This is a genomic window from Paraglaciecola sp. QJM3NY_14, from assembly GCF_056173245.1.
Window position 1 is genome coordinate 2,792,533 of record NZ_CM149664.1, and the last position, 23,699, is coordinate 2,816,231.

At 44.5% G+C, this 23,699-nt stretch carries 18 protein-coding genes; 6 read left to right on the plus strand and 12 right to left on the minus strand.

The window, feature by feature from the left end; all coding sequences use genetic code 11:
• Positions 1 to 279: 279 nt before the first annotated feature.
• Both AC0VYA_RS11690 and AC0VYA_RS11695 read left to right on the plus strand, forming a co-directional pair.
• Complete coding sequence (locus tag AC0VYA_RS11690; protein WP_475488365.1) at positions 280 to 1,983, plus strand: RluA family pseudouridine synthase; 1,704 nt, start codon at positions 280 to 282, stop codon at positions 1,981 to 1,983.
• 108 nt (positions 1,984 to 2,091) lie between these two features.
• Positions 2,092 to 3,531, plus strand: coding sequence for an MFS transporter (locus AC0VYA_RS11695; protein WP_475488366.1), 1,440 nt, complete (start codon positions 2,092 to 2,094; stop codon positions 3,529 to 3,531).
• 100 nt (positions 3,532 to 3,631) lie between these two features.
• Here the strand turns inward: AC0VYA_RS11695 and AC0VYA_RS11700 are convergent, their stop codons facing one another.
• Positions 3,632 to 4,912, minus strand: coding sequence for a DEAD/DEAH box helicase (locus AC0VYA_RS11700; RefSeq protein ID WP_475488367.1), 1,281 nt, complete (start codon positions 4,910 to 4,912; stop codon positions 3,632 to 3,634).
• Positions 4,913 to 5,478: 566 nt separating this feature from the next.
• Positions 5,479 to 6,396: a LysR substrate-binding domain-containing protein gene (locus tag AC0VYA_RS11705; protein ID WP_473480891.1), complete on the minus strand. Its 918-nt coding sequence runs from the start codon at positions 6,394 to 6,396 to the stop codon at positions 5,479 to 5,481.
• Between the two features lie 87 nt (positions 6,397 to 6,483).
• On the opposite strand from AC0VYA_RS11705, the gene AC0VYA_RS11710 reads away from it, so the two are divergent.
• Positions 6,484 to 7,290: a class II aldolase/adducin family protein gene (locus AC0VYA_RS11710; protein WP_475488368.1), complete on the plus strand. Its 807-nt coding sequence runs from the start codon at positions 6,484 to 6,486 to the stop codon at positions 7,288 to 7,290.
• Between the two features lie 68 nt (positions 7,291 to 7,358).
• Here AC0VYA_RS11710 and AC0VYA_RS11715 read toward each other — a convergent pair whose 3' ends face one another.
• The 8 genes from AC0VYA_RS11715 to AC0VYA_RS11750 all read right to left on the minus strand — a co-directional run bounded on the left by AC0VYA_RS11715 (position 7,359) and on the right by AC0VYA_RS11750 (position 16,734).
• Positions 7,359 to 8,279, minus strand: coding sequence for a M14 family metallopeptidase (locus AC0VYA_RS11715; RefSeq protein WP_475488369.1), 921 nt, complete (start codon positions 8,277 to 8,279; stop codon positions 7,359 to 7,361).
• A 223-nt stretch (positions 8,280 to 8,502) separates the two neighbouring features.
• Positions 8,503 to 8,889: a ribbon-helix-helix domain-containing protein gene (locus AC0VYA_RS11720; RefSeq protein WP_011575132.1), complete on the minus strand. Its 387-nt coding sequence runs from the start codon at positions 8,887 to 8,889 to the stop codon at positions 8,503 to 8,505.
• 139 nt (positions 8,890 to 9,028) lie between these two features.
• On the minus strand, positions 9,029 to 9,667 hold the full coding sequence (locus AC0VYA_RS11725) for an HD domain-containing protein (RefSeq protein WP_475488370.1): 639 nt from the start codon (positions 9,665 to 9,667) through the stop codon (positions 9,029 to 9,031).
• A gap of 174 nt (positions 9,668 to 9,841) precedes the next feature.
• Positions 9,842 to 10,177, minus strand: a complete 336-nt coding sequence (locus tag AC0VYA_RS11730) for an excalibur calcium-binding domain-containing protein (RefSeq protein ID WP_475488371.1) — start codon at positions 10,175 to 10,177, stop codon at positions 9,842 to 9,844.
• Between the two features lie 125 nt (positions 10,178 to 10,302).
• Positions 10,303 to 11,118 (minus strand): substrate-binding periplasmic protein, encoded by an 816-nt coding sequence (locus AC0VYA_RS11735; protein WP_475488372.1) that lies wholly within the window; start codon positions 11,116 to 11,118, stop codon positions 10,303 to 10,305.
• Positions 11,119 to 11,319: 201 nt separating this feature from the next.
• Positions 11,320 to 13,746, minus strand: coding sequence for a glycoside hydrolase family 31 protein (locus tag AC0VYA_RS11740; RefSeq protein WP_475488373.1), 2,427 nt, complete (start codon positions 13,744 to 13,746; stop codon positions 11,320 to 11,322).
• A 142-nt stretch (positions 13,747 to 13,888) separates the two neighbouring features.
• Complete coding sequence (locus AC0VYA_RS11745; RefSeq protein ID WP_475488374.1) at positions 13,889 to 14,755, minus strand: alpha/beta hydrolase; 867 nt, start codon at positions 14,753 to 14,755, stop codon at positions 13,889 to 13,891.
• 47 nt (positions 14,756 to 14,802) lie between these two features.
• Positions 14,803 to 16,734, minus strand: coding sequence for an alpha-amylase family protein (locus AC0VYA_RS11750; protein WP_475488375.1), 1,932 nt, complete (start codon positions 16,732 to 16,734; stop codon positions 14,803 to 14,805).
• Positions 16,735 to 17,057: 323 nt separating this feature from the next.
• On the opposite strand from AC0VYA_RS11750, the gene AC0VYA_RS11755 reads away from it, so the two are divergent.
• From AC0VYA_RS11755 to AC0VYA_RS11765, 3 genes are all read left to right on the plus strand, one after another.
• Entirely contained in the window at positions 17,058 to 20,573 is a 3,516-nt protein-coding gene (locus AC0VYA_RS11755; RefSeq protein ID WP_475488376.1) for an Ig-like domain-containing protein, read from the plus strand.
• Between the two features lie 31 nt (positions 20,574 to 20,604).
• Positions 20,605 to 21,132: a hypothetical protein gene (locus AC0VYA_RS11760; protein ID WP_475488377.1), complete on the plus strand. Its 528-nt coding sequence runs from the start codon at positions 20,605 to 20,607 to the stop codon at positions 21,130 to 21,132.
• A 277-nt stretch (positions 21,133 to 21,409) separates the two neighbouring features.
• The gene (locus AC0VYA_RS11765) at positions 21,410 to 21,907 is read left to right on the plus strand and encodes a GAF domain-containing protein (RefSeq protein ID WP_475488378.1); all 498 of its coding nucleotides are present in this window, start codon (positions 21,410 to 21,412) and stop codon (positions 21,905 to 21,907) included.
• 106 nt (positions 21,908 to 22,013) lie between these two features.
• On the opposite strand, the gene AC0VYA_RS11770 is transcribed toward AC0VYA_RS11765, so the two are convergent.
• On the minus strand, positions 22,014 to 23,279 hold the full coding sequence (locus AC0VYA_RS11770) for a Y-family DNA polymerase (protein WP_475488379.1): 1,266 nt from the start codon (positions 23,277 to 23,279) through the stop codon (positions 22,014 to 22,016).
• Positions 23,279 to 23,683 carry a LexA family protein gene (locus AC0VYA_RS11775; protein ID WP_475488380.1) on the minus strand — a complete coding sequence of 135 codons (405 nt, stop codon included), beginning with the start codon at positions 23,681 to 23,683 and terminating at the stop codon, positions 23,279 to 23,281. Before AC0VYA_RS11775 ends, AC0VYA_RS11770 begins: the two co-directional genes overlap by 1 nt.
• Between the last annotated feature and the right edge of the window lie 16 nt (positions 23,684 to 23,699).

Below are 23,699 nucleotides of genomic sequence, written 5' to 3' on the forward strand. Positions count from 1 at the left end.
TTGTTATTATTAAAGGCCACTGAGGCGCTGTTGCAAACACACTGATAATACAGCATGCGAAGGCGGATAAACTAGGAAGGGCTGCTCTTTACTGAGCATTTTTTATCGAGCCATAAGCTATGCAAAAAAAGCAGATGCTTGCGATTCTAGCAGCTCAATATTAAAAGCACTTAACCTCGTATAAATGCTTCATTGTCCCTAAAGTAAAAGCGATGGGTATGATAAACTTGCCGCTCTTTCACCCCAATGCTAAATCGATCTACACGACACACTATCGCAATGACATCTAATCAACCCTCTTGCTTTACGACGTTTTCTGCTGCTGTTTCCGCAGATATTTTGTCCTCTACGTTACCTGAAAAGTTTACGTTTCCATTTTACTACCAGCCTCACGCGTTGTGTCAGCTTGCAGCAAAAGAGCTGCAACAGCATATACTGACGCAAACAGACTGGTATCATAATTTCGGTTTAACTGACGACCCTGCATTGATTATTGGCAAAATGTTCGGAGTATTGTTGGTCAAAAACAGTGACGGCAAGCTGGGCTATTTAAGTGCTTTTTCCGGCAAGTTAGCTGAGCAAAATCACTTACCCAAGTTTGTACCTCCTGTGTTTGATATGCTGGCAAGCGATAGTTTTTTTCATGATGAGCAGCACATGATCAAGCAGATAACAGCCGAGCTTGATGTTATTTTGCAAGACTCTGCATACCAGCTTGCCAAAGACAACTTTGCCCATACCCAATCGAATTGCCTTGCTGAAATTGAACAAAAGCGTTTACGCGTCGTTGCGAATCGCGCTAAACGAAAAGCGCTACGAGATAATGCCACTGCTGAGCCAGAAAACGCTGAGCTTGAGTCGCTGTTTAAGTCCTTAGCAGCCCAAAGCATTGAAGAAAAGCTTGAATTTACCCAACACAAAAAAGATCTATTGAGCACGATAGCCTCGGCTAAAGACTCCCTCGATAAATTTGAACGACAAATACAATCCCTAAAGAAACGACGTAAAACACTTTCAGCACAGCTACAGCAGCGTCTTTTCGAGCAGTACCAATTTTTAAATGCGCTTGGGGATAACAAATCGTTGGCCGCAATATTCAGTGACACCGTTATGCGCACGCCTCCTGCTGGTGCGGGTGAATGTGCCGCCCCGAAACTGCTGCATTATGCTTATAGCCATAATTTAACGCCTGTTGCCATGGCAGAGTTTTGGTGGGGGGCTTCGCCTAAATCACAAGTGCGCAAACACAAGCAGTTTTACCCTGCATGTATTGGAAAATGCCAACCCATTTTGAATCACATGCTTGAGGGGTTAACAGTAGAAGAAAATCAGCTATTGAAAAACGCAGCTGACGGCGAGCAAATAGAGATCATTTACCAAGATGATGAAATGCTTATCATCAATAAACCGGCCCAGTTGTTATCTGTACCGGGTAAGCATATCAGTGATTCTGTTTATACCCGCATCAAAGCAATGCTGCCCCATGCCACAGGCTCATTAATAGTGCATCGCTTGGATATGTCCACATCAGGTTTGATGGTCATTGCGTTAAGTACTGCTGCCCACAAGGTGCTGCAAAAACAGTTTATCAGCCGGCAAGTCAGCAAACGCTATATGGCCCTTATTGATGGCATTGTAACTGATGAAAACGGCGTTATTACTTTGCCGCTAGCAGGTGATTTTTATGACAGGCCCAGACAGTGCGTATGTGAAAAAACCGGCAAACCAGCCCATACCACTTGGCAAGTGATTGAACGGCGCCACAAAACACAGCAAACCAAGGTATATCTGCACCCCAGAACAGGACGAACACACCAATTACGTGTTCATTGCGCCCACGAGCGCGGGTTAAACATGCCGATTGTAGGGGACGATTTGTATGGCACTCAAGCCCGTCGGTTACATTTACATGCCCAGTATTTGGGCTTGTTTCACCCGGTATCCAATCAATGGCTTGAGTTTAGCTGCAACCCTGATTTTTAAATTACCCCAGATCGGTATTTGCTAAAAGTCGATTATTTATAGCTTGAGCAGTGAAAGTCATCACTGCAATGAGTATTATACCCATTCTTCTCGCTACTATCGGTGTATATGGCTTCTCTATTTCCTTCTTTATCAAAACTGCCACTGACTACGGTAGCGCTTATTGTAGTCTGTGCAGGCTCATTTATTGGTCCTTTGGGCATGGCGTCTGTCAATATTGCGATCCCGGATCTTGCCGCTGAGCTTCAAGCCAACGCCAAAATGGTCAGTTGGCTGCCCACTATCTTTTTACTCGCGAATGTCGCGTTGATGCTGCCTTTTGGCAAGCTGGCGGATAATTACGGGCGCAAGCGCATTTATAGCTATGGTCTGGTGCTTAATGTTATTTCGTCCACCATGTGCGCTTTGGCATTTAATATTGAATGGTTATTGTTTTGGCGATTCATGCAAGGCGCAGCCGCGGCGATGATATTCGGTACCGGTGTGGCCATTTTGACCTCGGTTACCCCAGCAGAAAGACGCGGATTCGCGCTAGGGATAGCGGCAGCCTGCGTATACATAGGATTAACTGTCGCCCCAGCGGTTGGCGGCTGGCTCACAGAGTTATGGGGGTGGCGTTCAGTATTTTTATTTCAAGTGCCTTTAGTCGTTATGTTGCTGGTACTCATCAAAATGCGTATGCATGGGGAATGGAAAAACGAACGTAAAGCGAAATTTGATTGGCGAGGCTCGGGGATTTTCATTATTGCTGCCACATGTCTCGTTTTTGGGTTAAGCCAATTACCCTCCGTCTTGGGCTTTTTATTGCTGGGTATAGCATTGATTTTTATGGTCTGGTTCGTGGTTCATCAGTCAAAACGGGATCAACCGCTGATACGGGTACAGATGTTTAAGGAAAGCCGAGTATTCTCTATGTCTTTGGCCACGTCACTATTGATGTATGCCAGTAACTATCCCCTAACCTTCTTGCTCAGCTTGTATCTGCAATATGTGAAAGGATTTAGCCCGTCTGAATCTGGGCAAATTATCTTATTGCAGGCAATGGCCATGGCATTTTTAGCGCCACTGTCGGGTAAACTATCAGATAAGGTTCAGCCCAGATTACTCGCGACCACAGGTTGCGCTATTGTGGCGTGTGGCTTCTTTATTTTAAGTCGAATGGATATTGATACCCAAGCTTGGTATATCGGCAGCTCATTGCTGCTTGTTGGTATTGGTTTTGGTTTGTTCTCTACCCCTAATAACAACGCCATTATGGGCGCTGTGCACAGTACCGAGTTGGGCGTGGCGTCGGCATCATTAAATTTAGCGAGGACCATAGGTAACCTTGTTGGCATGAGCATGGTGAATTTGTTGGTGCATCATTACATTGGCGATGCGCAAATCGTGCCGCAGCAGTACCCAGCTCTATTACAGACGGTGCTTGTCGCGTTAAATATATCGTTCGGGTGTGTGGTTATCGCTTGCATCATTTCCGGCTTTCGTGGGCGAGAAGCAAAACCTGACACCCTTACCACAGTAAACGACAAAGATGAACCGGCCCCCTAGTTGAGTTATGCCAACACAAAAAAAGAGTTGCTCTAGGAGCAACTCTTTTTTTAAATATTGCCCTTAACCAAGGCCACGCTTTGTTCTACATTTATGACGCTTATTTACTCGTTCGTTTTGCCTTAGGTTTTGCTTTTGGCTTTGTCTTAGTAGCGCTTTTATCCATACGAATGACGGTCTGCGATGCCTTGTTAGTACGGCTGTTTTTACTGTGTTTACGCACCGTTTTAAGTAAAGATTCGCGGCTACTAAATGCAAAGTCAGGGCGTGAAATACGTTTAATTTTGCCGTTAATTAAACGCTCTATCCTCTCTACTGTGCGCTCTTCTTCACGGCTCACAAATGAAATAGCATTGCCCTGCTGCCCAGCGCGGCCTGTACGCCCAATACGGTGCACGTAATCTTCTGGTAAGTAAGGTAAGTTGTAATTCACTACATAATCAAGGCCTTGAATATCTAGGCCGCGGGCCGCCACTTCCGTTGCAATAAGCACCTGTAATTTGGCTGATTTAAAATCTGCGATTGCACGGCGGCGCGCGCCCTGGCTTTTATCAGCATGGCAAACTGCAGCATCAATTTTACTGGTTTTAAGAGCGGCCATCAGTTTATCCGCTTGCTCTTTAGTACTGGTAAAGACCAATACCTGATACCAGTTTTGCTCAGCTAATAACGTCTTGAACAAACGAATTTTGTCTTCTTCAGACACAGGATACATCACATGCTGCACGGTATCCGCAGCACTGTTTAATTGCGTGGCGCGAATCTCTTGGTGATTTTTAAGCAGCTTATGAGCAAGCTCGTTCACGGTAGGGGAAATGGTCGCTGAAAATAACAATGTTTGATGAGCAGAGGTGATTTGCGCCAGCATTTGGCGTACATCGGCGATAAAGCCCATGTCCAACATACGGTCGGCTTCATCGAGGACCACAAATTCAACGTTAGCCAATTCGACATTTTTCAACGTCATGTGCTCCAATAATCGCCCAGGAGTCGAAATAACAATGTCCACACCAGCTTTTAATTTACTGGCTTGGCCGCCTAATTTTACGCCGCCATAAAAAGCCGTGACTGAGATGTCAGTGAATTTCGCGTAGTTCGCAATATTGGTTGCTAGTTGTTCGGCAAGCTCTCGGGTCGGCGTTAAAATAAGCGCTCTGGGTGTACCCGGTGTCGTCTTTTTAGGCTTGTTTAACATTTGCTGTAAAATAGGCACAGCAAACGCAGCTGTTTTACCCGTACCTGTTTGCGCACTGGCTAACACGTCACGACCGCGGCGAGCAACCACAATGGCTTGCTGCTGGATTGGGGTCATTTTTTTATAGCCGCAAGCATCAATGGCTTGTTGCAATTCTGGCGCTAAATCTAATGATGAAAAGTTCATGCTAATTTCTCTTTCTGGCAGACAAAAACATAGACGCAACTTGTTTACATGCTATCTGTGTAAATAGTTGCCATGACGTTATTTATCATATCGTAACGTCTGAATGTTGAATTTGCGTGATGGGTTAAAAAACGATGGCGAAATATACAGGAAATTCTGTTTCGATTCACAACTATATCAACCAATACAGCACTTAATGAACCTAATCGGGCTATAACTGAAAATTACACGTCAAAAATGAAACAAAACACCCGCCACTTTCGCCAACAAAATGGCATCGAGCAGACCCCCTTGCTTGATTAAATATCTATTCATCAGTCTCACTCCTCCTGTTACGAATAAAATTTGGATCCCATCACATCTTGGACCGCACATCACAAAGTAAACATAAAATAGGCTTTCCAGGCACTGATGAAAAAAGTCATTGTCCTTATTGGTCAACACGTTAATACACATTTGCACTTTCGCCCAAACGAACGATGTTTCTGTATTGAGTTACGCTCATCGATTCTTAGTGGAACGTCCAAGACGTACATTGTTACAAGGCGCTTACTTCTTTTAGAGCCCTAAGATGGCGGGGGAATAACGCGTTTAGCAATAGCCAGTAGCTTCTGCCGCATCCAACTATTCAGTGGGTCGTGCACCGCTTGCTTATGCCAGTACATGTGTACAGGCAAAATGGGTACCTCGAACGGCAAAGGAACGACCTCAACGGGCATTTGTTGTTTTAGTAATCGCGCATAGGCGTTGGGCATGGTGAGCAACATGTCACAGCGACTGATGACACTGGTTGCAGCAAAGTAATGTTCACATTTTAAAGCAAACTTGCGCGCAACAGCATGTTTAGCCAGTGCCATATCTACGGTATTGACCGCAGAGTCTTTTAAGGTCACTAACGCATGCTCAGCCTTAATGTAATTAGCCAAGCTCATATCAGATAATATGGGGTGGCCTTTGCGGCAAATTAACGAAAAATGTTCATCACAAATCAATGTGTGCTGAATATCATCACTGGTTGGTGTAAGCACATCGATTACGATGTCGAGAGCTTGGCTTTCAAGAGCAGCCTCCATGTCTAGGCGGCTCACTTGGCGGCTGTGCACTGTAATATTTGGAGTGTTAGCCATCAGATCAGTGGCCAATTCAGGAAAGAATATAGACTCAAGGATATCCCTAAAACCAAACTTCATTTCGCGCTGATATTGATGGACGTCAAAGTCGCCAATGTCGTGCAAAGTGGACTCTAGCTCTGCCACCGAGCTAAGTACCCTGGGCATAATCGTTTGGCACAGTTGAGTGGCGATCATTTTGCGTCCGTGTCGCACGAATAGCGGATCCTGATATTTATCTCTGAGCCTTGAAAGTGCATGACTCACCGCGGGTTGACTGAGATGGAGTCGTTTACCTGCTCCAGTAATTGAGCCTTCTTGGTAAACCGCGACAAGAATAAGAAATAAATTTAAATCAATTTTACTATGCAACATATTCATACTTTGGAATAAAATAACATCATTCGTATTTATTCTATTAGTTATTAGACTGGTGTCAAATCATCCAAATTGGAGTAAGACGTGAGCAACAAGATTCAACAAGATGCGAAACACATGGCTATTGGCGCAGGTAAATTTAAAATTCCGATGCCGCCCTCGTTTAGTGATAAATTTGAACAACGTGAATACGAAAAACAACGCTTAGCCGCGGGTTTTAGAGCGTTTGCGCTACATCATTTTGATGAAGGTTTAGCTGGCCATATTACCCTGCGCGACTGCATAGAGCCTGATACGTTTTGGGTCAACCCTCTAGGTATTCATTTTTCGATGATTAAAGCTTCAGATTTAGTGCGTATTGATCATCTAGGAAACATTATTGATGGTGAACATGCCGTCAATAATGCTGCGTTTGCAATACATTCTCGTCTCCATATGGCTCGGCCTGATGTGAATGCGGTTGCTCACGCGCACACTAAGTATGGCAGAGCATTTTCTTCATTAGGCCAACCTCTGCTGCCAATTTCTCAAGACGCGTGCATGTTCTTTGAAAATCACGGTATTTTTGCCACGTTCACAGGTGTAGTGGCTGAAAAAGAGGAAGGCGATATGATTGCAGAATCGCTAGGCGAGCACAGCGCGGTTATTTTACAAAATCATGGTCTTATCACAGTGGGCTCATCGGTTGATGCAGCTGTGGCAAACTTTATTTTGATGGATAGCTGTTGTCAAAGCCAGTTACTGGCACAAGCTGCGGGGCCATTGACCTTAATAAATCCAGATATTGCCCGTAAGACCAAAGCAGCCAACGGCTCTGAGCTCGTGACCTGGGGCAATTTCCAGCCTTTACATTCGATGTTGTTAGCGCAAGACGCCAGTTTCCTAGAGTAGGCATTACGCCCAAACCTAGCCTATCGAGATGAACAACGCTGTTGCGCCTTGTTCATCTATTGGCGTTATCAGCCTTGTTGACGCAAGTAATCTAATGCGCCTATTACTGCAGCGACTTGGGCCAGAATGCACTCTTCCGGCGTAGCCGTTTCGCTATCAGGATAGACCTCAGTGGTTGTAGTGTAGCGTGCATTAGAAAACCCAGCACATAAGCCTAAATCTTTCAATGCATAGTTAATGACGCCGTGTTGCGTCATAGGTGCACCGATCAATTTACCTTCGCTATCAGGCAACGCGATATGCGTGACTTGCTCAACACTTTTCACCACCGCACGTTGAAATGCATCTTGCGGATTTTGGGTATCGCCGACGGTGTAAAAGCCATCAGGAATTTGCCATATATCTTGCACAACTCCGTCTCTTGCACCAAGGGCTGGTCTAAACTCGCTGTTATCCGTATCAGTCGTCTCATGTAAATCAATATGAGCGTGGATCGTTAGGCCGAGATTGCTCACATACGCCATGATTTGAGCCGCTTCTGGTGACATGCTTTGGGGTACAAATGAGCGATTTGGATCTATCGCCATTGGGTTCCAACGATTGATAGTTTCGTATCCCCACGGGCTGATACAGGGAGCGATGATAAGGTTAAAGTCCGTTAAATAATCAATCCCGTGACGCATAGCAAAACGCAATGCCCCTTGAACACCACTTGTCTCATAACCGTGCACTCCACCGGTGACTAATACAGTTGGTTTATTGAGGTCGAATTCTTTGCTGGTAATAGCATAGAGTGCGTAAGGGCCGCTTTCGTAATCCAGCGTGCCGTATTGCTCCACATTAAATTGAGAGCGAAGGCTGTCGATATGAACAACCACTTCATTTTGATAGCTTCGCTTAATGGTTTGTTGCGTTAACCATTGGTCTTTTTCAGGTTGTGTCCAAGGAATACCAGGTCTACCGATGTGATATGTGAGCTCTTGATTCATGAATTACCTTACAGATTTTTATCTAAACACGGTCCGTGACAATGCGTAGTATCATAAAGTATTTGCTGAGCAGTGTCAGAGAGAGACCAAATTATTCAAATTTAAATCAATACTCTATTGTCAGCTTATCTTGACTGTGAGGAATGGAACCTTGACGTGCTAAAAAGTCGTCGATGTTACTCAGTTGAGTAACATCGCATACGATAGGGAATGTTTATACAGGCTATACGGAAGGCTCTCGGGTAAAGCATCGACGCCTTGCTAAAGTACGTTGATTTTCCTGGCTAAGCAGCATGTCTATACCCTCTTTTTTCATAGGTGTTTTTTCGCAGCGGGTTAGTTCGCCATCCGCGACCAAGGATAAATATCGACTGCAACACACACGCAAAAAGGAAGTAAAGTTACTCAAATCTAACTCTGCTTCTTGTGATTCAAAATAAAGCTTAGTGATGAGCTGATTAACCGACATATCATCACGAAAGGCAATTTCGGCTAACACATCCCAAAAGAAATTTTCTAATCGAATTGAGGTCACAACACCTTCTATGCGCAATGACTTAGTTCTACTCAACCATTGTTCTGATTCTGCCTCAATGAACAACTGACACATACTAAAGCTCCTTTTAGAATGTCCTGACATACTTTAACGATAAATGAGTGTGTTCCAACTTGGAACCACGTACGAAGTTAATCATGAAGCACACCGGATAGGGTAACAAAACTATACTACAAAGTGCTTGGCTCTGCTTTTACCGCCGCAGTAAACCCATTTCGTGACGCAATTGACGTAAATAGTGATGCATGAAATCAGTTCTAATCCGCCCTTCTCTTTTCGCTTCCTCGGTGTGAAGCATTTCCTCTATCCTGAGCAATTTTTGAAAAAAATGATCAAGAGTAAACTGTGAATCATCGACATCTCTATACAAAGCAAAAGGATCATCAGGTTCGTATAAATCGCGCTGTATCGAGGTACCCACTTGCAAACATCTTGCAACACCTATCGCTCCAATGGCGTCTAGTCTGTCAGCGTCTTGCACCGCGCAAGCTTCTAAGCTTTTAGGTGCGACATTAGCACTGTAACTATGTGCAACAATAGCGTGATGAATATGGTCAAAATGCGTTTTTGGGTAGCCAATTTCGGATAAGAAGGTCACCGCTTTATCCGCCGCTAAGCGTGAGCTTGACGCTCTCTCAGGATGATCCTTTGGCAAAGTCACACAATCATGTAACCACACCGCGGGCATAACAACCCACTCGTCAGCCTTTTCCGCTTCACATAACTGTTTCGCATTTAGAACAACCCGCTTAACGTGTTGAAAATCATGGGCGGCGTCGGTGTCCATTTCTACTTTTATGAACTCAGCCATTTTGACCACGAATAGGTCCATTTTAGTCCACCTAATAACTCGTGCGTTACATCATCAAAGGTTGTATATTTTTCAATCACCTATTTTTAATAAGGTTATCGAATTACTTGAAGAATTAGGCACTATAATTGGTACGAAAACGAGCAGTTCGAATTACAAACAGTACATTATTCGGAATATTTACTAAACGCTAGCCTAAAAGCGGGTGTCATTTTCACACGGTATTCCGTCATCATCACCGTCCATTCTTGTATCTGGACAATGCTGTAAAAAATATTCAGCTTCAGCGCGAGATGTCATTTGTCCGCAATATTGGCGACCATCACAACGAAAATTCATTATCATGGGTGCCGGTTTTCTTGCTGGTGACGCTGATACTTTGGGTATTTGGTTAGCCCGCATTTCCACGGGAGATTGTCGCGTAGGTTTTTGCGCTTGTTGTGATTGCGAAGTATTCGATTGTGCTTCTGGCTCCCCAATATATTGAAGAGCGGCAAACAGCACAGCCGCTAAAATGATTAATTTTCCCATTTTCGAATTCTTTATCTATGCCCTAGCTTAGGGCAACAATATAACAACATTTGCCATCCAAACCAGCGTCGATAGGTATTTAAAGGCGTACATAGCTATTTTTTCTATGACCTATGCTGCTTAGTTTAATCTCGCAGTGTCCCAAGCGGGTTAATCTGTAACATCTTGTTCTGTTTATATTCTTTATGCCTTTGGGAATACCGTTCCAATAGGCTTGCCAGCCATACCCTGTACTTATCAGACTTTAGTGTTTCATTTACATCAATTAGTAAGCCGGTATGAGGTGATTTTTTTGAAAAGGAAAAGTACAGGTCGCCTTTCAGCAATCCATTAGGTGAGTCGACAATTTCACTATTAAGATCATACAGATTCAGCAAGTGTCGTCCAGATTGACGACCAAGTATCACTGCGTCAATTCTGTTAAGTTTCAACATCGATAGCAATGCTTGATGATTTTTGACGCGAATGACGTGGCTATTGTTAGCTAAATAATCATCTAGCTCATTGCCTAGGCTTACACCACGGACTAAGCCTATTAATTTGCCTTTAAGCGTTTCTAGGCCGTTAAAGTCAAAGTAATTGTCTTTATTGACAAACATAGCATTTTCATTCATTGCCATTGGCTCAGAGGAAAACACTGAATATTCTTCACGATGTGAATTTTTGAAAGAACAGATATTAAGATCAACCTCTCCTTTCTCTATCATTTGTTGGCAACGCTTCCATGGGCCTACGTAAGTAAGGTCAACATCGTATCCGAGTGCACCAAAAAGTTCAGTTGCGACCCGAGCACATACACCGACAATCTTATCGTCCTCAAGCCAATTCCATGGCGCATAATCGTGATGTCCACAGGCTGTCAATATAGGCTTGTGCTCAGCGCTCGAAACCTGAAACATCATTAAGCTTGCTATTAACCACACTACTAATCTGTAATTCAAATACTCAGCCTATATCAAATTAATCGCCTACAACGTCTCATTGTAGATTTCAGCGTGATTGAAAATAACGCAGTATGACGTAAAGCACCAATTTAAATGATGCGTAATAGTGATGCAACCAACTGATTTGAATAATAAAAGATAAAATTATCACTATGTATATAGCCACCATGCGATGGCTACCAGCGTGTTATTTGAAGATTAAAACACCTGAACTGAAGTATCTGCGTCCCATCCAAATTTCACCTCAAGCGTGTTGGTTTCACTGTCCCAACGGGTCCCACGGTTTGCGTTTAAAAACGTCGTTTTGTCTTTAATCTGTGGTAATTGTTTGTCACCCACCAGCACTTGATTAATATCTTGCGGCCAATTATGGATCCAAAGTGACACCATCCTGCTTCCCGGCATGCCTTTGAATTCTCCTGTGCGTTTAAGTTCAAACACTAAAGAATCGGGTTTGCTCTCGTCACCTTGACGCTTGGCTGTGAACGTCAGCGTTTCAAATGCCTTATTGCGAATAGCGTGAGGGTTTTTACCGTCATCGTTGTACATAACGGACGTGGACGTTAACGCGCTTTTATCCGCGTAATAATGTAAGTCGAGTGTTTTGGTTGAATAATCATCTGTACTCAGCACGGGTAACGTCATAGGGATAATAGCCCCACCTCTAGCCAAGACAGGCAGCAACTTAATGTCAGTAGGTATGGTTATCGTTTGATCACCCTCATAGCGCTCGTCACTCCAAAAATTGAACCAAGCTCCTTTGGGTAAGGTGATGCTGACCTCGTTCTGATTTGCTTGAGTGATAGGTTTAACCAATAACGCATCTCCCCAAAAATATTGATCCTTTACGTCGATGAGCGATAAGTCATTTTCGTTTTCAAAAAACATCGGACGCATCAAGGGCATACCGGTCAAACTGTTCTCAAATGCCAAAGAGTAATTGTACGGCATCATGGCGTAACGCAACTCTACATAGGTACGAAGAATATCCTTGGTTTTGCCTTTATGAAACACCGGTTCTGGGGCAATATTGTCTTGTGCGTGGGGTCTAAAAACAGGTTGAAAAATACCGTATTGCAACCAGCGAATATACATTTGCGGATCGAACACGTCGCCTCCTGCAAATCCGCCTAAATCAGAGTGAGTGTACCCCAAGCCTAGCAAGCCCATTTGCAGTGATAATTCAACTTGCGGTTTCAAGCCATCCCAAGAGCGACTCACATCACCTGTCCATGGGATCATGCCGTAACGCTGCGAGCCAACAAATCCAGAGCGCATCATAATGAAAGGCCTAGTATTAGGCGCTAGTGATACTTGATGTTGATAAACTTGTTCTGCCCACTTATGCCCATAGGCGTTATGCACTTCGTCACCAGTTGCAGAGGTTCCATTGAGGTTATGCAGAGCATCTGCTGGGTGCACCTCTGGCTCACCTAAATCTCCCCACCAACCCGCTACACCCTGTTTGTACAAAGCTGTGTAGGTTTGGTTAAACCAATCACGGGCGTCGTTATCGAACACATCAATTAGACCGGTATTGCCAAAGTAAAAATCGAATTGATAAGGATGACCTTCAGGATCTTTTACCAAGGCATTGTGCGTGACTGCCTCTTGCCAGTTTTTAGATGAAGACAGAATAAAAGGCTCAGTTATCACGACTGTTTTTACACCTTCTTTACGCAGATCACTGATCATCTTGACTGGCGTAGGAAAGGTTTTTTCGTCCCAACTCAAATTACCCATATGGCCTTTGATATCCGCTCCGAACCAATATAGGTCAAGCACGAGTGCATCCAACGGAAATCCGGATTCTTGGTATTGTTTTACCGTATCTCGCACTTCTTGCTCACTACGATAGCCAAAGCGCGAGGCGAAACTGCCTAATGCCCATCTAGGCGGTAAAGGCTGCTTCCCCGTCACAGTGACGAAATTTTTAATTAACGATGGGTAGGTTTTTCCTGCAACGACAATGTAACTGGTACGTCCACCTATCGCTTCAAAGCGCATTTCATCGCTATTGCTAGCACCTAAATCCATTTCCCCGCGGGCAGAGTTGTCGAATATCAACACGTATTTATTGCTCGACATAACAGCGGATAAACCGAAATACATCTGATTTGACTCAGTGGTGTAGCCGTAATGCGCTTTGTTATAAAGAGGAAAGCGCTGACCGCGACGATCCATCCCCACTATGCGCTCCCCCCCACCAAGTAACTTTTCATTTTCTTGCAAATCGAAACTAAAACCTCGCTTGTCAGCGTCAATGAACAAGCCTTGTTGCTCAGCTAACAGTAGTTTGTCATCACGAAAATAGCGGATCCGCAGGGGCGATTTATCTATTTGTGCACGAATACCAGGTGCGCTTAGCGTAAGGCGTGATGCATCATCTGATATCGTCAATTCTGTTTGCTTTGCGACCCCATCGATCGCAAATGATGGGAGTTGTTTAATGCCTTTGGGTTGATAAAAGACTTCAAGAGAATCACTGGCCAGTGCCGTAATGCTAAGTTTCCCTTCATCAGTTTGAATATGCAGTACTTGGCCATTCAATTCGTGTGATTGATACTCACTACTTGCCGCCGTAAATGCCAATAAAATCAGGCTAAGTCCAAATAACCGCATCATTATTTTTCGTCCAGTTGAAATGTGTATTGTTATCATAAGTAGGTGCGAATTCTCTTTAATGTGCTCATTGCTAATGCATTGCAGCAATAACATGTATCTTCAATATAGGTGTCGGTTAGGCAACTCCCAATTGATAACAAGCCTAATGTATCTCAAACAGCCATTCAATCGCATCGGTAAATGAATCACCCCAAAGTTGTTCATTGTGTTGCCCACCAGCGATGGATACGAATTGCATGTTTTCACGAGGGTGCCCCAGCTCTTTAATCAATCGCTGCATTTTGTCTGTATCAGCAATCATCCCGTCCCCCTCATTACTGCCGTATAACACGTATAGACGAGCGGAATCTTTGCTTCTATGTAGCCTGGTATCACTGAACACATCTTGCGAATACCAATAGGAGGGAGAAAAAATAGCGGCTTTGCCGAACACATCTGGGTAATTGTGTATGGCGTAGTGGGTGATTAAGCCGCCCATTGAGCTGCCCATCATCGCGGTGTTTTTTACATCGGCTTTAGTGCGATAGTTGTTGTCGATATAAGGTTTCACTACATCCACAATCAACTGCATATATGCTTTTCCTTGTGCTTCCCCAAAGCGTTTATTGGTCCATGGACTAAGCTCATTCATCCGAAAATCACCGCCGTTATCGATGGCAACAACGATAAATTTTCGTCCCGATGTTTTAGCCAGCGCGTTTAGACTTTCATCCACCCCCCATTCTTCAGCGTAAGCCGTGGCATTATCAAACAGGTTCTGGCCGTCATGCATGTAAATAACAGGGTATGACTGAGTTTCATGCTCATAATTCGGCGGTAGATAAAGGCGAACAGTTCTTTGGCGATCCAGTTCAGGTATTAAAAACGGATAAGGTAATACAGATACATTCGACGCGGCCGACGTCGGGCGCTGAATAACTTCGCCGCAACCAGATAGTACGAATAACGTGAACACCATACCCATCACTAAAAACAACAGACGACTCAAACTCGCTATCCAATTCCGCATTTATCCTGCCTTTACAATGTCGTTATCAAAAATTCTACCTGCGTGTTTTACTTCACGAGGTTCAGTACCACAGATTGTAACGATCCTAGCGTCATTGATATACGACCTTTTTGATTTTCCACGTTAATATTCATTTTTTGCTCACTGAGTAAATCGAACATCGTATATTCGCCGTCAGGTAGCCCCCATTGAGAAATTAAGTTTTCGGGGATCACTAATTCGAACTGTTTACCCCCTTGACTAAAGTTACTGACTACCACTATTTTTTGCTCGTCATTGAAGCGGCTAAATGCGTAAATAGACTCGCTGTAAGTTACTTCATTATTATCGCTGTTCTGATTAAGATTAACTGAATGCAAGTCCGCATAGTGCCCCGCCATCGCGCTTTGGCTTGCTGAGATACGTAACACCCGGCGATAGTAATCCCGGAGGGCTTTTTCGCTTGGGGCTAACATCGCACCGTCGAATTTTCCTTGGTTCATCCAGCGTTGATGCGCTGGAACGCCAGCATAATCAAAAATGGTGGTGCGAGAGGCTGAACCAAAGCCCATATTTTCACTGCCATCTTCCCCCACTTCTTGGCCAAAATAAATGAGTGTCGGCGCGCGGCTTATTAAGGCTGATACGATTAATGCCGGCTTTCCTAATTCACTGCTGCCAGCAAACTGAGGGCTAGCGATGCGCTGCTCATCATGATTTTCCAAAAAGTGCAGCATATGCATTTCTATATCCGCTACTTCTGAATGCGCTTTTGTAATAACAGAAGCGGGTAATTGACCTTGCATGACCCCTTTTAAACTGTCGTAAAAGCCGACTTTATCGTATAAGAAGTCCATTTTTCCCAGAGTAATATACTCTCGATACTTAGTCGGATCGTACACTTCAGCCAGTAAAAATGCCTCCGGATTGGTGTGTTTAATGTGCGAATTTAGGTAACTCCAAAACGCCACTGGCACCATTTCCGCCATATCATATCGAAACCCATCTACACCTTTTGCCAACCAGTACTGGGTAATATCACGAAATTTAATCCATGAGTCCGGCACACTCTTATTTGCCCAGAACACCACATGTTCATCGGCCGTTTTGTCGGCATATTGCGCGGGTAGCATAGCGAAATCATAGTTTCCATCAGGCTTAACGCCGTAATTCACTTTCACTGTTTCATACCAATCATTGGCATCAGGTTGTGCTTTGCGTGAACCATTGCCCGTCCACTTTGCGGGTGATTCTTTAAATTCCCCGTCAGCTGACGGGTGGGTTTCCCCGCCTAAAGGTTGATATCCTTGAGGGGCTTTTGGCACCATGAAATCTTGCCCAACGACATAATAAAAGTTGTTATCTCGCGCATATTCAAGACTTACATCATCCTTTTCACCGAAATCACTCATACCATCAGGTTTTGCCAGCGATTGATAATTTCTTGCCACGTGGTTAGGCACAATATCAATGATGACTTTCATGCCGTTTTTATGCGTGCGCTTTATCAGTGCCTCGAATTCTGCCAACCGGTTTGCTGGGTCATCTGCCAAATCTGGGTTAACCGTGTAATAATCCTTCACAGCATATGGCGAGCCCGCTCTGCCTTTAACCACATCGGGATCGTCATTTGAAATACCGTACTCGCTATAATCGGTGATCACATCGTGATGGGGTACGCCCGTATACCAAATATGACTGACACCAAGTTCTTTTATGCCTTGCAGGGCTTCATCGGTAAAATCACTGAATTTCCCAACGCCGTTTTCTTCAATGGTGCCCCATGGTTTATTGGTGGTATTGGTATTGCCAAATAACCGGGTAAACACTTGGTACACCACTGGCTTCACGTGCTCGTGCGTCATGTTCGCCACTGCGACGTCCCCCTTATCTTGAACGTTTTCATCTCGCTTACCCGACTCATGCGAACAGGCAAATAAACTACTAGTAAGCACTACAAGAGGCACACTCCACGCGCGAGTAAAAGAATATGAGAGCATGTATGACAACGGTAAACGCATAAAGATAGTGTCCAATACAGATAAATTAACAAATTAGTCACAAATCATACCTGCCATCCCTTACCCCGCATAGCGCCCTACATACGTATTCATCTCCATAGCAATGAAACAATCACGGTCAAGAAGCCTGTATGAGACAACCCTTCAAGTAAAGCACCAATCATTTTGTTAACAATTAATTACACTTTGTTAACCAAATAATATAATCTATTGCCCCCAACTAACCCAATTTACGTGTCGATTCAGTTTTAAGCGAGTTAGTTGAGCCTGTAAAACCACCACATACATAATAGGAACGCACTATGATAAAAGTCATTCCGTGGTTGCTTGTAACGTCGAGTTTGGTCGCGATACCAACATACATACACGCAACGACAGAGGTAGTTGTTAATTTGAATGTCAAACATTCAGTTGAAGGTAAATCTGAATTTGAGCGCAAAAACCATATAAAACTGCATTCCACGCTAAACGATAATGATTGGCAGGGTGAAGAAGACAAACTTAAGTATATGATGGAAGAGTTAGACGTTTATTTTGGTCGAGATAACGGTGGCACCGTTTGGAATTTTAACCAAGCCATTGAGGACCCAGCCAACATAGGTTATGCAGATCCGCAGAATATCATCGCTCGCGGTAAAGCTCAGCGCGAAACCAATTGGGGACAAAACAAGTCTGCTTTACATCAATACGATGGCCGAGGAGACTTGATGATAGGCGGCCAACCCAGAGCGCATTATCTAGGTAACACTTCACCTTGTTGCGGTGGAAGCGCTTGGCAAGCAAAAGGTGGCGACGCGGTAGGTGATTTCCTTGGACAATATGTTAACGAGTTTTTTCGTTCTGCGGGTGATCCCGTGACAAAGGGACACCTAGCGCCCGTTTACTTTGAGGTGCTTAACGAACCTCTTTATCAGGTAACGGATGCGCCACATGAACTCGGATTAGAGCAGCCCATCCCGCCAATCGATATTTTTACCTTTCATAACGACGTTGCCGATGCTTTTCGACAACACAACACCCATATAAAAATTGGTGGCTTTACGGTGGCATTCCCTATATTTGAGCAAAGAGAGTTTGCTCGCTGGGAAGAAAGAATGAAGCTATTTATTGATACCAGTGGCAGCCATATGGATGTGTATTCAACCCATTTTTATGATCTTGAAGACGACAATCGTTTTAAAGGTAGTCGACTCGAAGCAACATTAGACATGATAGATCAATATTCGCTACTCGCTTTAGGTGAAACCAAACCTCACGTTATTTCAGAATATGGCGGCCGAAATAGACCCATGGAAAATGCGCCTTGGTCTGCATTACGCGATTGGTGGTTTCTTAAAACCGCTAGCCCCATGTTAATGCAATTTCTCAGTCGTCCCGATTCCGTCTTAACCTCTATTCCCTTTGTCCCCATCAAAGCGTTGTGGGGCACGGCAGCAGACGGTACGCCCTACAATTGGCGATTACTTCGTCAACAAAAGGAAGCACCGAATGAAACCGGTGAAGACTGGGTATTTACTGAAATGGTCAAATTTTATCAGCTATGGTCCGATGTAAAAGGCACTCGCGTTGATACCTTTTCCACTAACAGTGATTTCCTTATTGATAGCTACGTACAAAATGACAAAGCATATGTGCTGATCAGTAATCTTACTGAACAAGCTGAAAAAATTGTTGTGCACAAGTACGGCGCGCCTGCGTCAAGTCAGCCCACAACACGCACTAAGCATCTGTATCTCAAAGGCGCAGCCCCCGCGCTTGATGAAACAAGTCATGCGTCAGATATCCAAGAAGTCACGATTGCTGCTGAAGCGACTATGGTAATCGAATACGATTACCCTTCAGACATCGTCATCAACGAAACATCACAAGAGAAAAAGTATTTTGCCACTGAATATTTAAAACCCATTTCAGCCAATCAAATCAGTCGCTTTAATATTAATTCGGTTGCTACAAGCGCGCTTGGTGAAGGCATATTGCGCGTTGTTGTTGGGCGCAAGTTAGGCAAGTCTCTCGCACCAACTATCGCTGTTAATGGAGAAACCTTAACAGCTTCAGCACAAATTTCTGGGGATATTCAGAACACCCGAGGCGACTTTTTTGGTGTTATCGAATTTCCTGTCCCCATTGACCTTTTGCGCACTAATAACGAAATAGATGTGACCTTTGGCGATGATGGGGGACATATTGCCAGCGTGAACCTTAAAGTGTTTAGCTTCACATCAGATGTCCGCCCCAGTGCTGGCCCTGTAAAGGGGATCACTATTGAGCCCACATCGGCTGTGGTCGCGGTGGGAAGCACACTACAACTAAACCCCACTATCACCCCGTACTTTGCCACCAACCAAAATTATTTTTTGCAATCCAGTGCGCCCGAGGTGGCTACTGTAACGCAAACAGGTTTGGTGAGTGCCTTAATGCAGGGGGAAGCGAGGATCACTGCAACCACTGAAGAGGGCAGCTTTATTGCTCAGGTAGACATCGAGGTTGAGTTGCCCTCCCCTACGTCGATCACATTCGATGATCAAAGCATGTACGCAAGTACGGTATATACCGCAGGTGAGGCTATGCACGTCACCACTGAGTATGATGCTGGTACGGGCCATACTGTGACGGCAGCACTTGGCGGGGTCGAATACAGACTGCGTCATTTAACCGCTAGTTTTGGCTTAATATCTGATGTTGCTATTGTGCAAGATGGTCACGCGGTCAATACTCAACGTGGTACATCTAGCGTCGAATTAGCCCTACCCGCCAATTTACAAGCCAGTGCAGACCTCCCTGATGGCGAGTTCTATTTTTTATTTGTTAGGGTGGTCTCTAGTAACGGGGAAACTCAATCAACAAGTGCTTTCCCGGTTAGTGTTGAAGCAGGCAATATTGACACAAGCCCGTCGTTAACACTGGATGATGCGCGTAAATATCGCGATACAATCTACAAAACAGACCAACAACTTACTGTAACAGCACATTATCAGGCGGGCGATGGAAATACAGTGACGAGTGAGCAAGGCGGCGTGCGCTTTTACCTACGTGAACTGGACGCAAATTTTGGCCTCATCAATGACATCATTATCGAAGATGCCTCAGCAATCGGTCAACAAGTAGGTGCTGCCACCGCTACCTTTTCACTAGCAGACTTAACGCCCAGCGCAGCCTTACCTGCTGGACATTTTTACTATTTGTTTGCTGTTTTTAATAGCACCAACGGCGATAAATATAACATTCCTGGTGTGTTTCCCATTCGTATCGAGCAAGAGGTGAGTGAGCTTTCCTTGACATTTAGCGAGCCGAATTTATATCGCACTAAAGACTACGAAGTGGGCGGTTCATTAGCGGTTTCAGTCGATTTTGATATGGGTACAGGCAACGCTGTCAGTGATGAGCTAGGCGGTATACGTTTCTTTTTACGCCATCTAAGAGAAGACTACTCTATGGTTAAAGACATCATACTCGAAGATGCCAATGCAATTGGTCAGCAATCGGGCTCAGCCAGCGTCACGTTTTCCCTTGCCAATATAGCGGCAAGTGATGCACTACCCGCCAATGATTTTTACTTTCTTTATGTACTCGTCAAGTCGACTGACGGCGCCACCCAAGACCTCGCTGTGCAACGTATCAACATCGTCAGCCCTGCGTTGGTCGGCGATTACGACCTAGATGGCGACGTGGATATCAACGACATACAAAGCTTAATCGTTGCGATTCAAATGCGGCAATCTATCGACCTGACTTTTGATATGAATAGCGATGGTACGGTTAACCTACTCGACACACGACTACTCATGAACGCATGCACCCGAACCCGCTGTGCACCCTAGCCAAACAAAATAAGAATAAGGAATATATCTCATGAAAAAATTACTGTTAATTTTAGCACTGTGTTTTAGCCTACCCAGCCAAGCGAACTTGCTTACCCTAGATGTCAGTTCGCCTGAATTAAACATAGGCGAGGCGCTTTCGGTCACCGTATCCGCTACAAATTTTGATCCATTCAGTACTCTGGGCTTTGAAATAGAATTTGACACTGATCTATTTGCTTTCGCTCCTAATTCGGTGGGCGGTGACTTAGCAAATACTGGAGCATTTATTTTTGAGGTCAGCGCACAAACGTATGGTGTTGCGATGTCTTTTATCGACTTTGAGGATTTTACGCAGCCAAACTTTAGTGCACTCACGTTTAATTTGACCGCTATTGCCTCTGGCTCCACTGACTTTACCTTAGCCAATATCCAATCCTTTATGCCCATTGACAGTGCGGCTCTAAACGCGTCAGCGCAAGTTAACTCAGTACCCGCAGCAGGCACGTTCAGCATTTTTCTTTTTACTTCATTTTGCCTCGCGCTGCGTCACCGCACTCGGGCCCGGTTAACTAGCTAAAAGGGACTAAAAAAGAGCCATAAAACACTACCACCTCGTATCAGGCGAACATCCGCACGTGTTCGCCCTGATGCGCACATTCTCCCCTGTCGGTAACGAGCAAATGGCAGCGTTATCGCACCACATTTAACTGCAGATATGACAGCAATTCCTACGTTATTTTATATCTTAACCAAGGTAGTATGATAATATCGCTCGCGTTTATACGCCCTTCCCCCTTTTCACAACTTGACTAAAAAATCGACATCGAAATCCCGTCACGTTAACTGAGTATCACATGCCCGATTACCCACGGTTACCCCATGAGCTGGAACGCTTAAGTGCGTTAAAAAACTTGAATATCATTGACACCGAGCAAGACCAATTACTTGATGCCATTACCCTTGAGGCAAGAAATCATTTTAATAGTAAATCTTGTTTAATCAGCTTAATTACTGAAGACCGTCAGTGGTTTAAATCAAAACAAGGCTTGGACGTAACAGAAACACCACGAAAAATTTCATTTTGTACATACGCCATTGCCGAGGAAGAATACTTGATCATTCCAGACTCCCTTGCTGATGAGCGTTTTAAAAATAATCCTTTGGTAACAGGCGCTCCATTTATTCGCGCATACGCTGGTAGTATTTTACATACAGGTGAAGGTTACGAAGTGGGTACATTTTGTCTGTTGTTTGATAAGCCTCGTGTGTTCACTGACGAAGATATCAGCGTTTTACGACGCTTCGGCGCCGCGGCAGAAAAAGTACTAATTGAAGGTTATAGCGTTCGATAATGTTCTTTAAGCGCGAGCTCTGACTACCTATTTTATGTGATCACAGGTTGTCTGTTTAGTACTTCAAATGATCCCTGCTATTGCTTTTTTTCAACGCCATTAAGCACTAGCACTTAATTTTTGGTATATCTCGCCACTGCGTCGTGTACTGAGGGGACAAAAACGCCCGCTTCATAGAAAAACGTTGCTCAAAGCCTTTGGCCGCCATTTGCACGGTTGAACGTCCGTAGCGCGAGTTAATATTGTCCATACATGCCATCAACCTTGAGTTGTCATTCGACGGGTTGAATAAATCATATTGATATAAATCCTGCTCATGTAAGTCCATCAACCCGACACCACATTTGTAATAATGTACACCTGGTTGAAAAAGCTGAGACATTGCACTGTCAACCGCATGAAGTATATTACGCGTGTCATTTGTGGGCACAGTGAAGCGATGAAAGAAAGAGCGCCGCACATACCCGCCATTATCATGGGGAGAATTAGTGGCAAAAAGCGTCATACTGCTGGTCACGCTTTTTTGTTTACGCAGTTTCACACTTACAGTTTCAGCATGACCAGCAAGCGCCGCTCGCAATTCATCATAATCAGTCACGCGACTGCCAAAACTGCGCGTACTGTATATTTCTTTCTTGGCCGCTCTTACGGTTTCCCAGCAGTGACGAATCTCGCCATTTAGCTCTCGCACCGTGTTTTCCACAATAATCGAAAACGCCTTTCTGATGTGCGACGGGTCACGGTTTGCAAGCTCCCACGCTGTGTGGATCCCCAGCGCATTCAATTTAACTCCTAAACGTTTTCCTATGCCCCACACGTCAGTCACAGCCAGTTGCTTCAGCACATGCTTACGCGCATCTTCATTGTCCAGCACTGCCACGCCGATAAAGCCACTCACATTTTTAGCCGCGTGATTGGCCACTTTAGCCAATGTAGGCGTCGGCCCTATGCCAACACAGATAGGCAACCTCACTTCCCGCCACACGGTTTTTCGAATACTGCTAGCATGATTACTCCAACCGTCTTGGGGCGCAGTTGCGTCTTTACCATAATATAAAAAGCATTCATCGATAGAGTACACATTGATGTCAGGGGCAAAGCGCGCGCATGTATCCATCATGCGTTGACTCAGGTCGGCATAAAGCTCGTAATTACTTGAGCGAATAACGGCACCTGCCGCTTCTAGCTCTTTTTTGACCTGAAAATAAGGTACGAACTTCTTCCCGACACCCATTCGTTTGGCAATGCCACACGCTGCACAAATACAGCCATCGTTGTTGGTCAACACCACCACTGGCTTATTGCGAATACTTGGATCAAACACTTTTTCGCAACTCGCGTACATGCTGTTGGCATCACATAGAGCGAACATTAGATTGGCTTTTTAAAAGGTCGATGCAGGCGGATCGAGCGTGTCACCACACCCTCTATTTGGAAATCATCGCCTTCTTGTAAAAAATAGGGGGGAAATCGATTACTGGATGACAGTAGACAACGCTGCACTTTATCAATCTTTTTACACACAAATACACCATTGAGGTTGGCGACCACCACGTCTCGATCTTTAATATCTTGGGCACGGTCGACAATCAGTAAGTCGCCGGAAAAAATACCGTCTCCGGTCATCGACTCCCCCTGTGCGATACCGATATAGGTCGCAGATGGATGGTCAATCAAGAGTTGGTCTAAATCTAGGCTTAGCTGGGTATATTCTGTTGCAGGGGATTCGAACCCAACAATACCGGCAGAGGCTTTAATAGGAATAAATTTCAACATATACTGTTATTATATA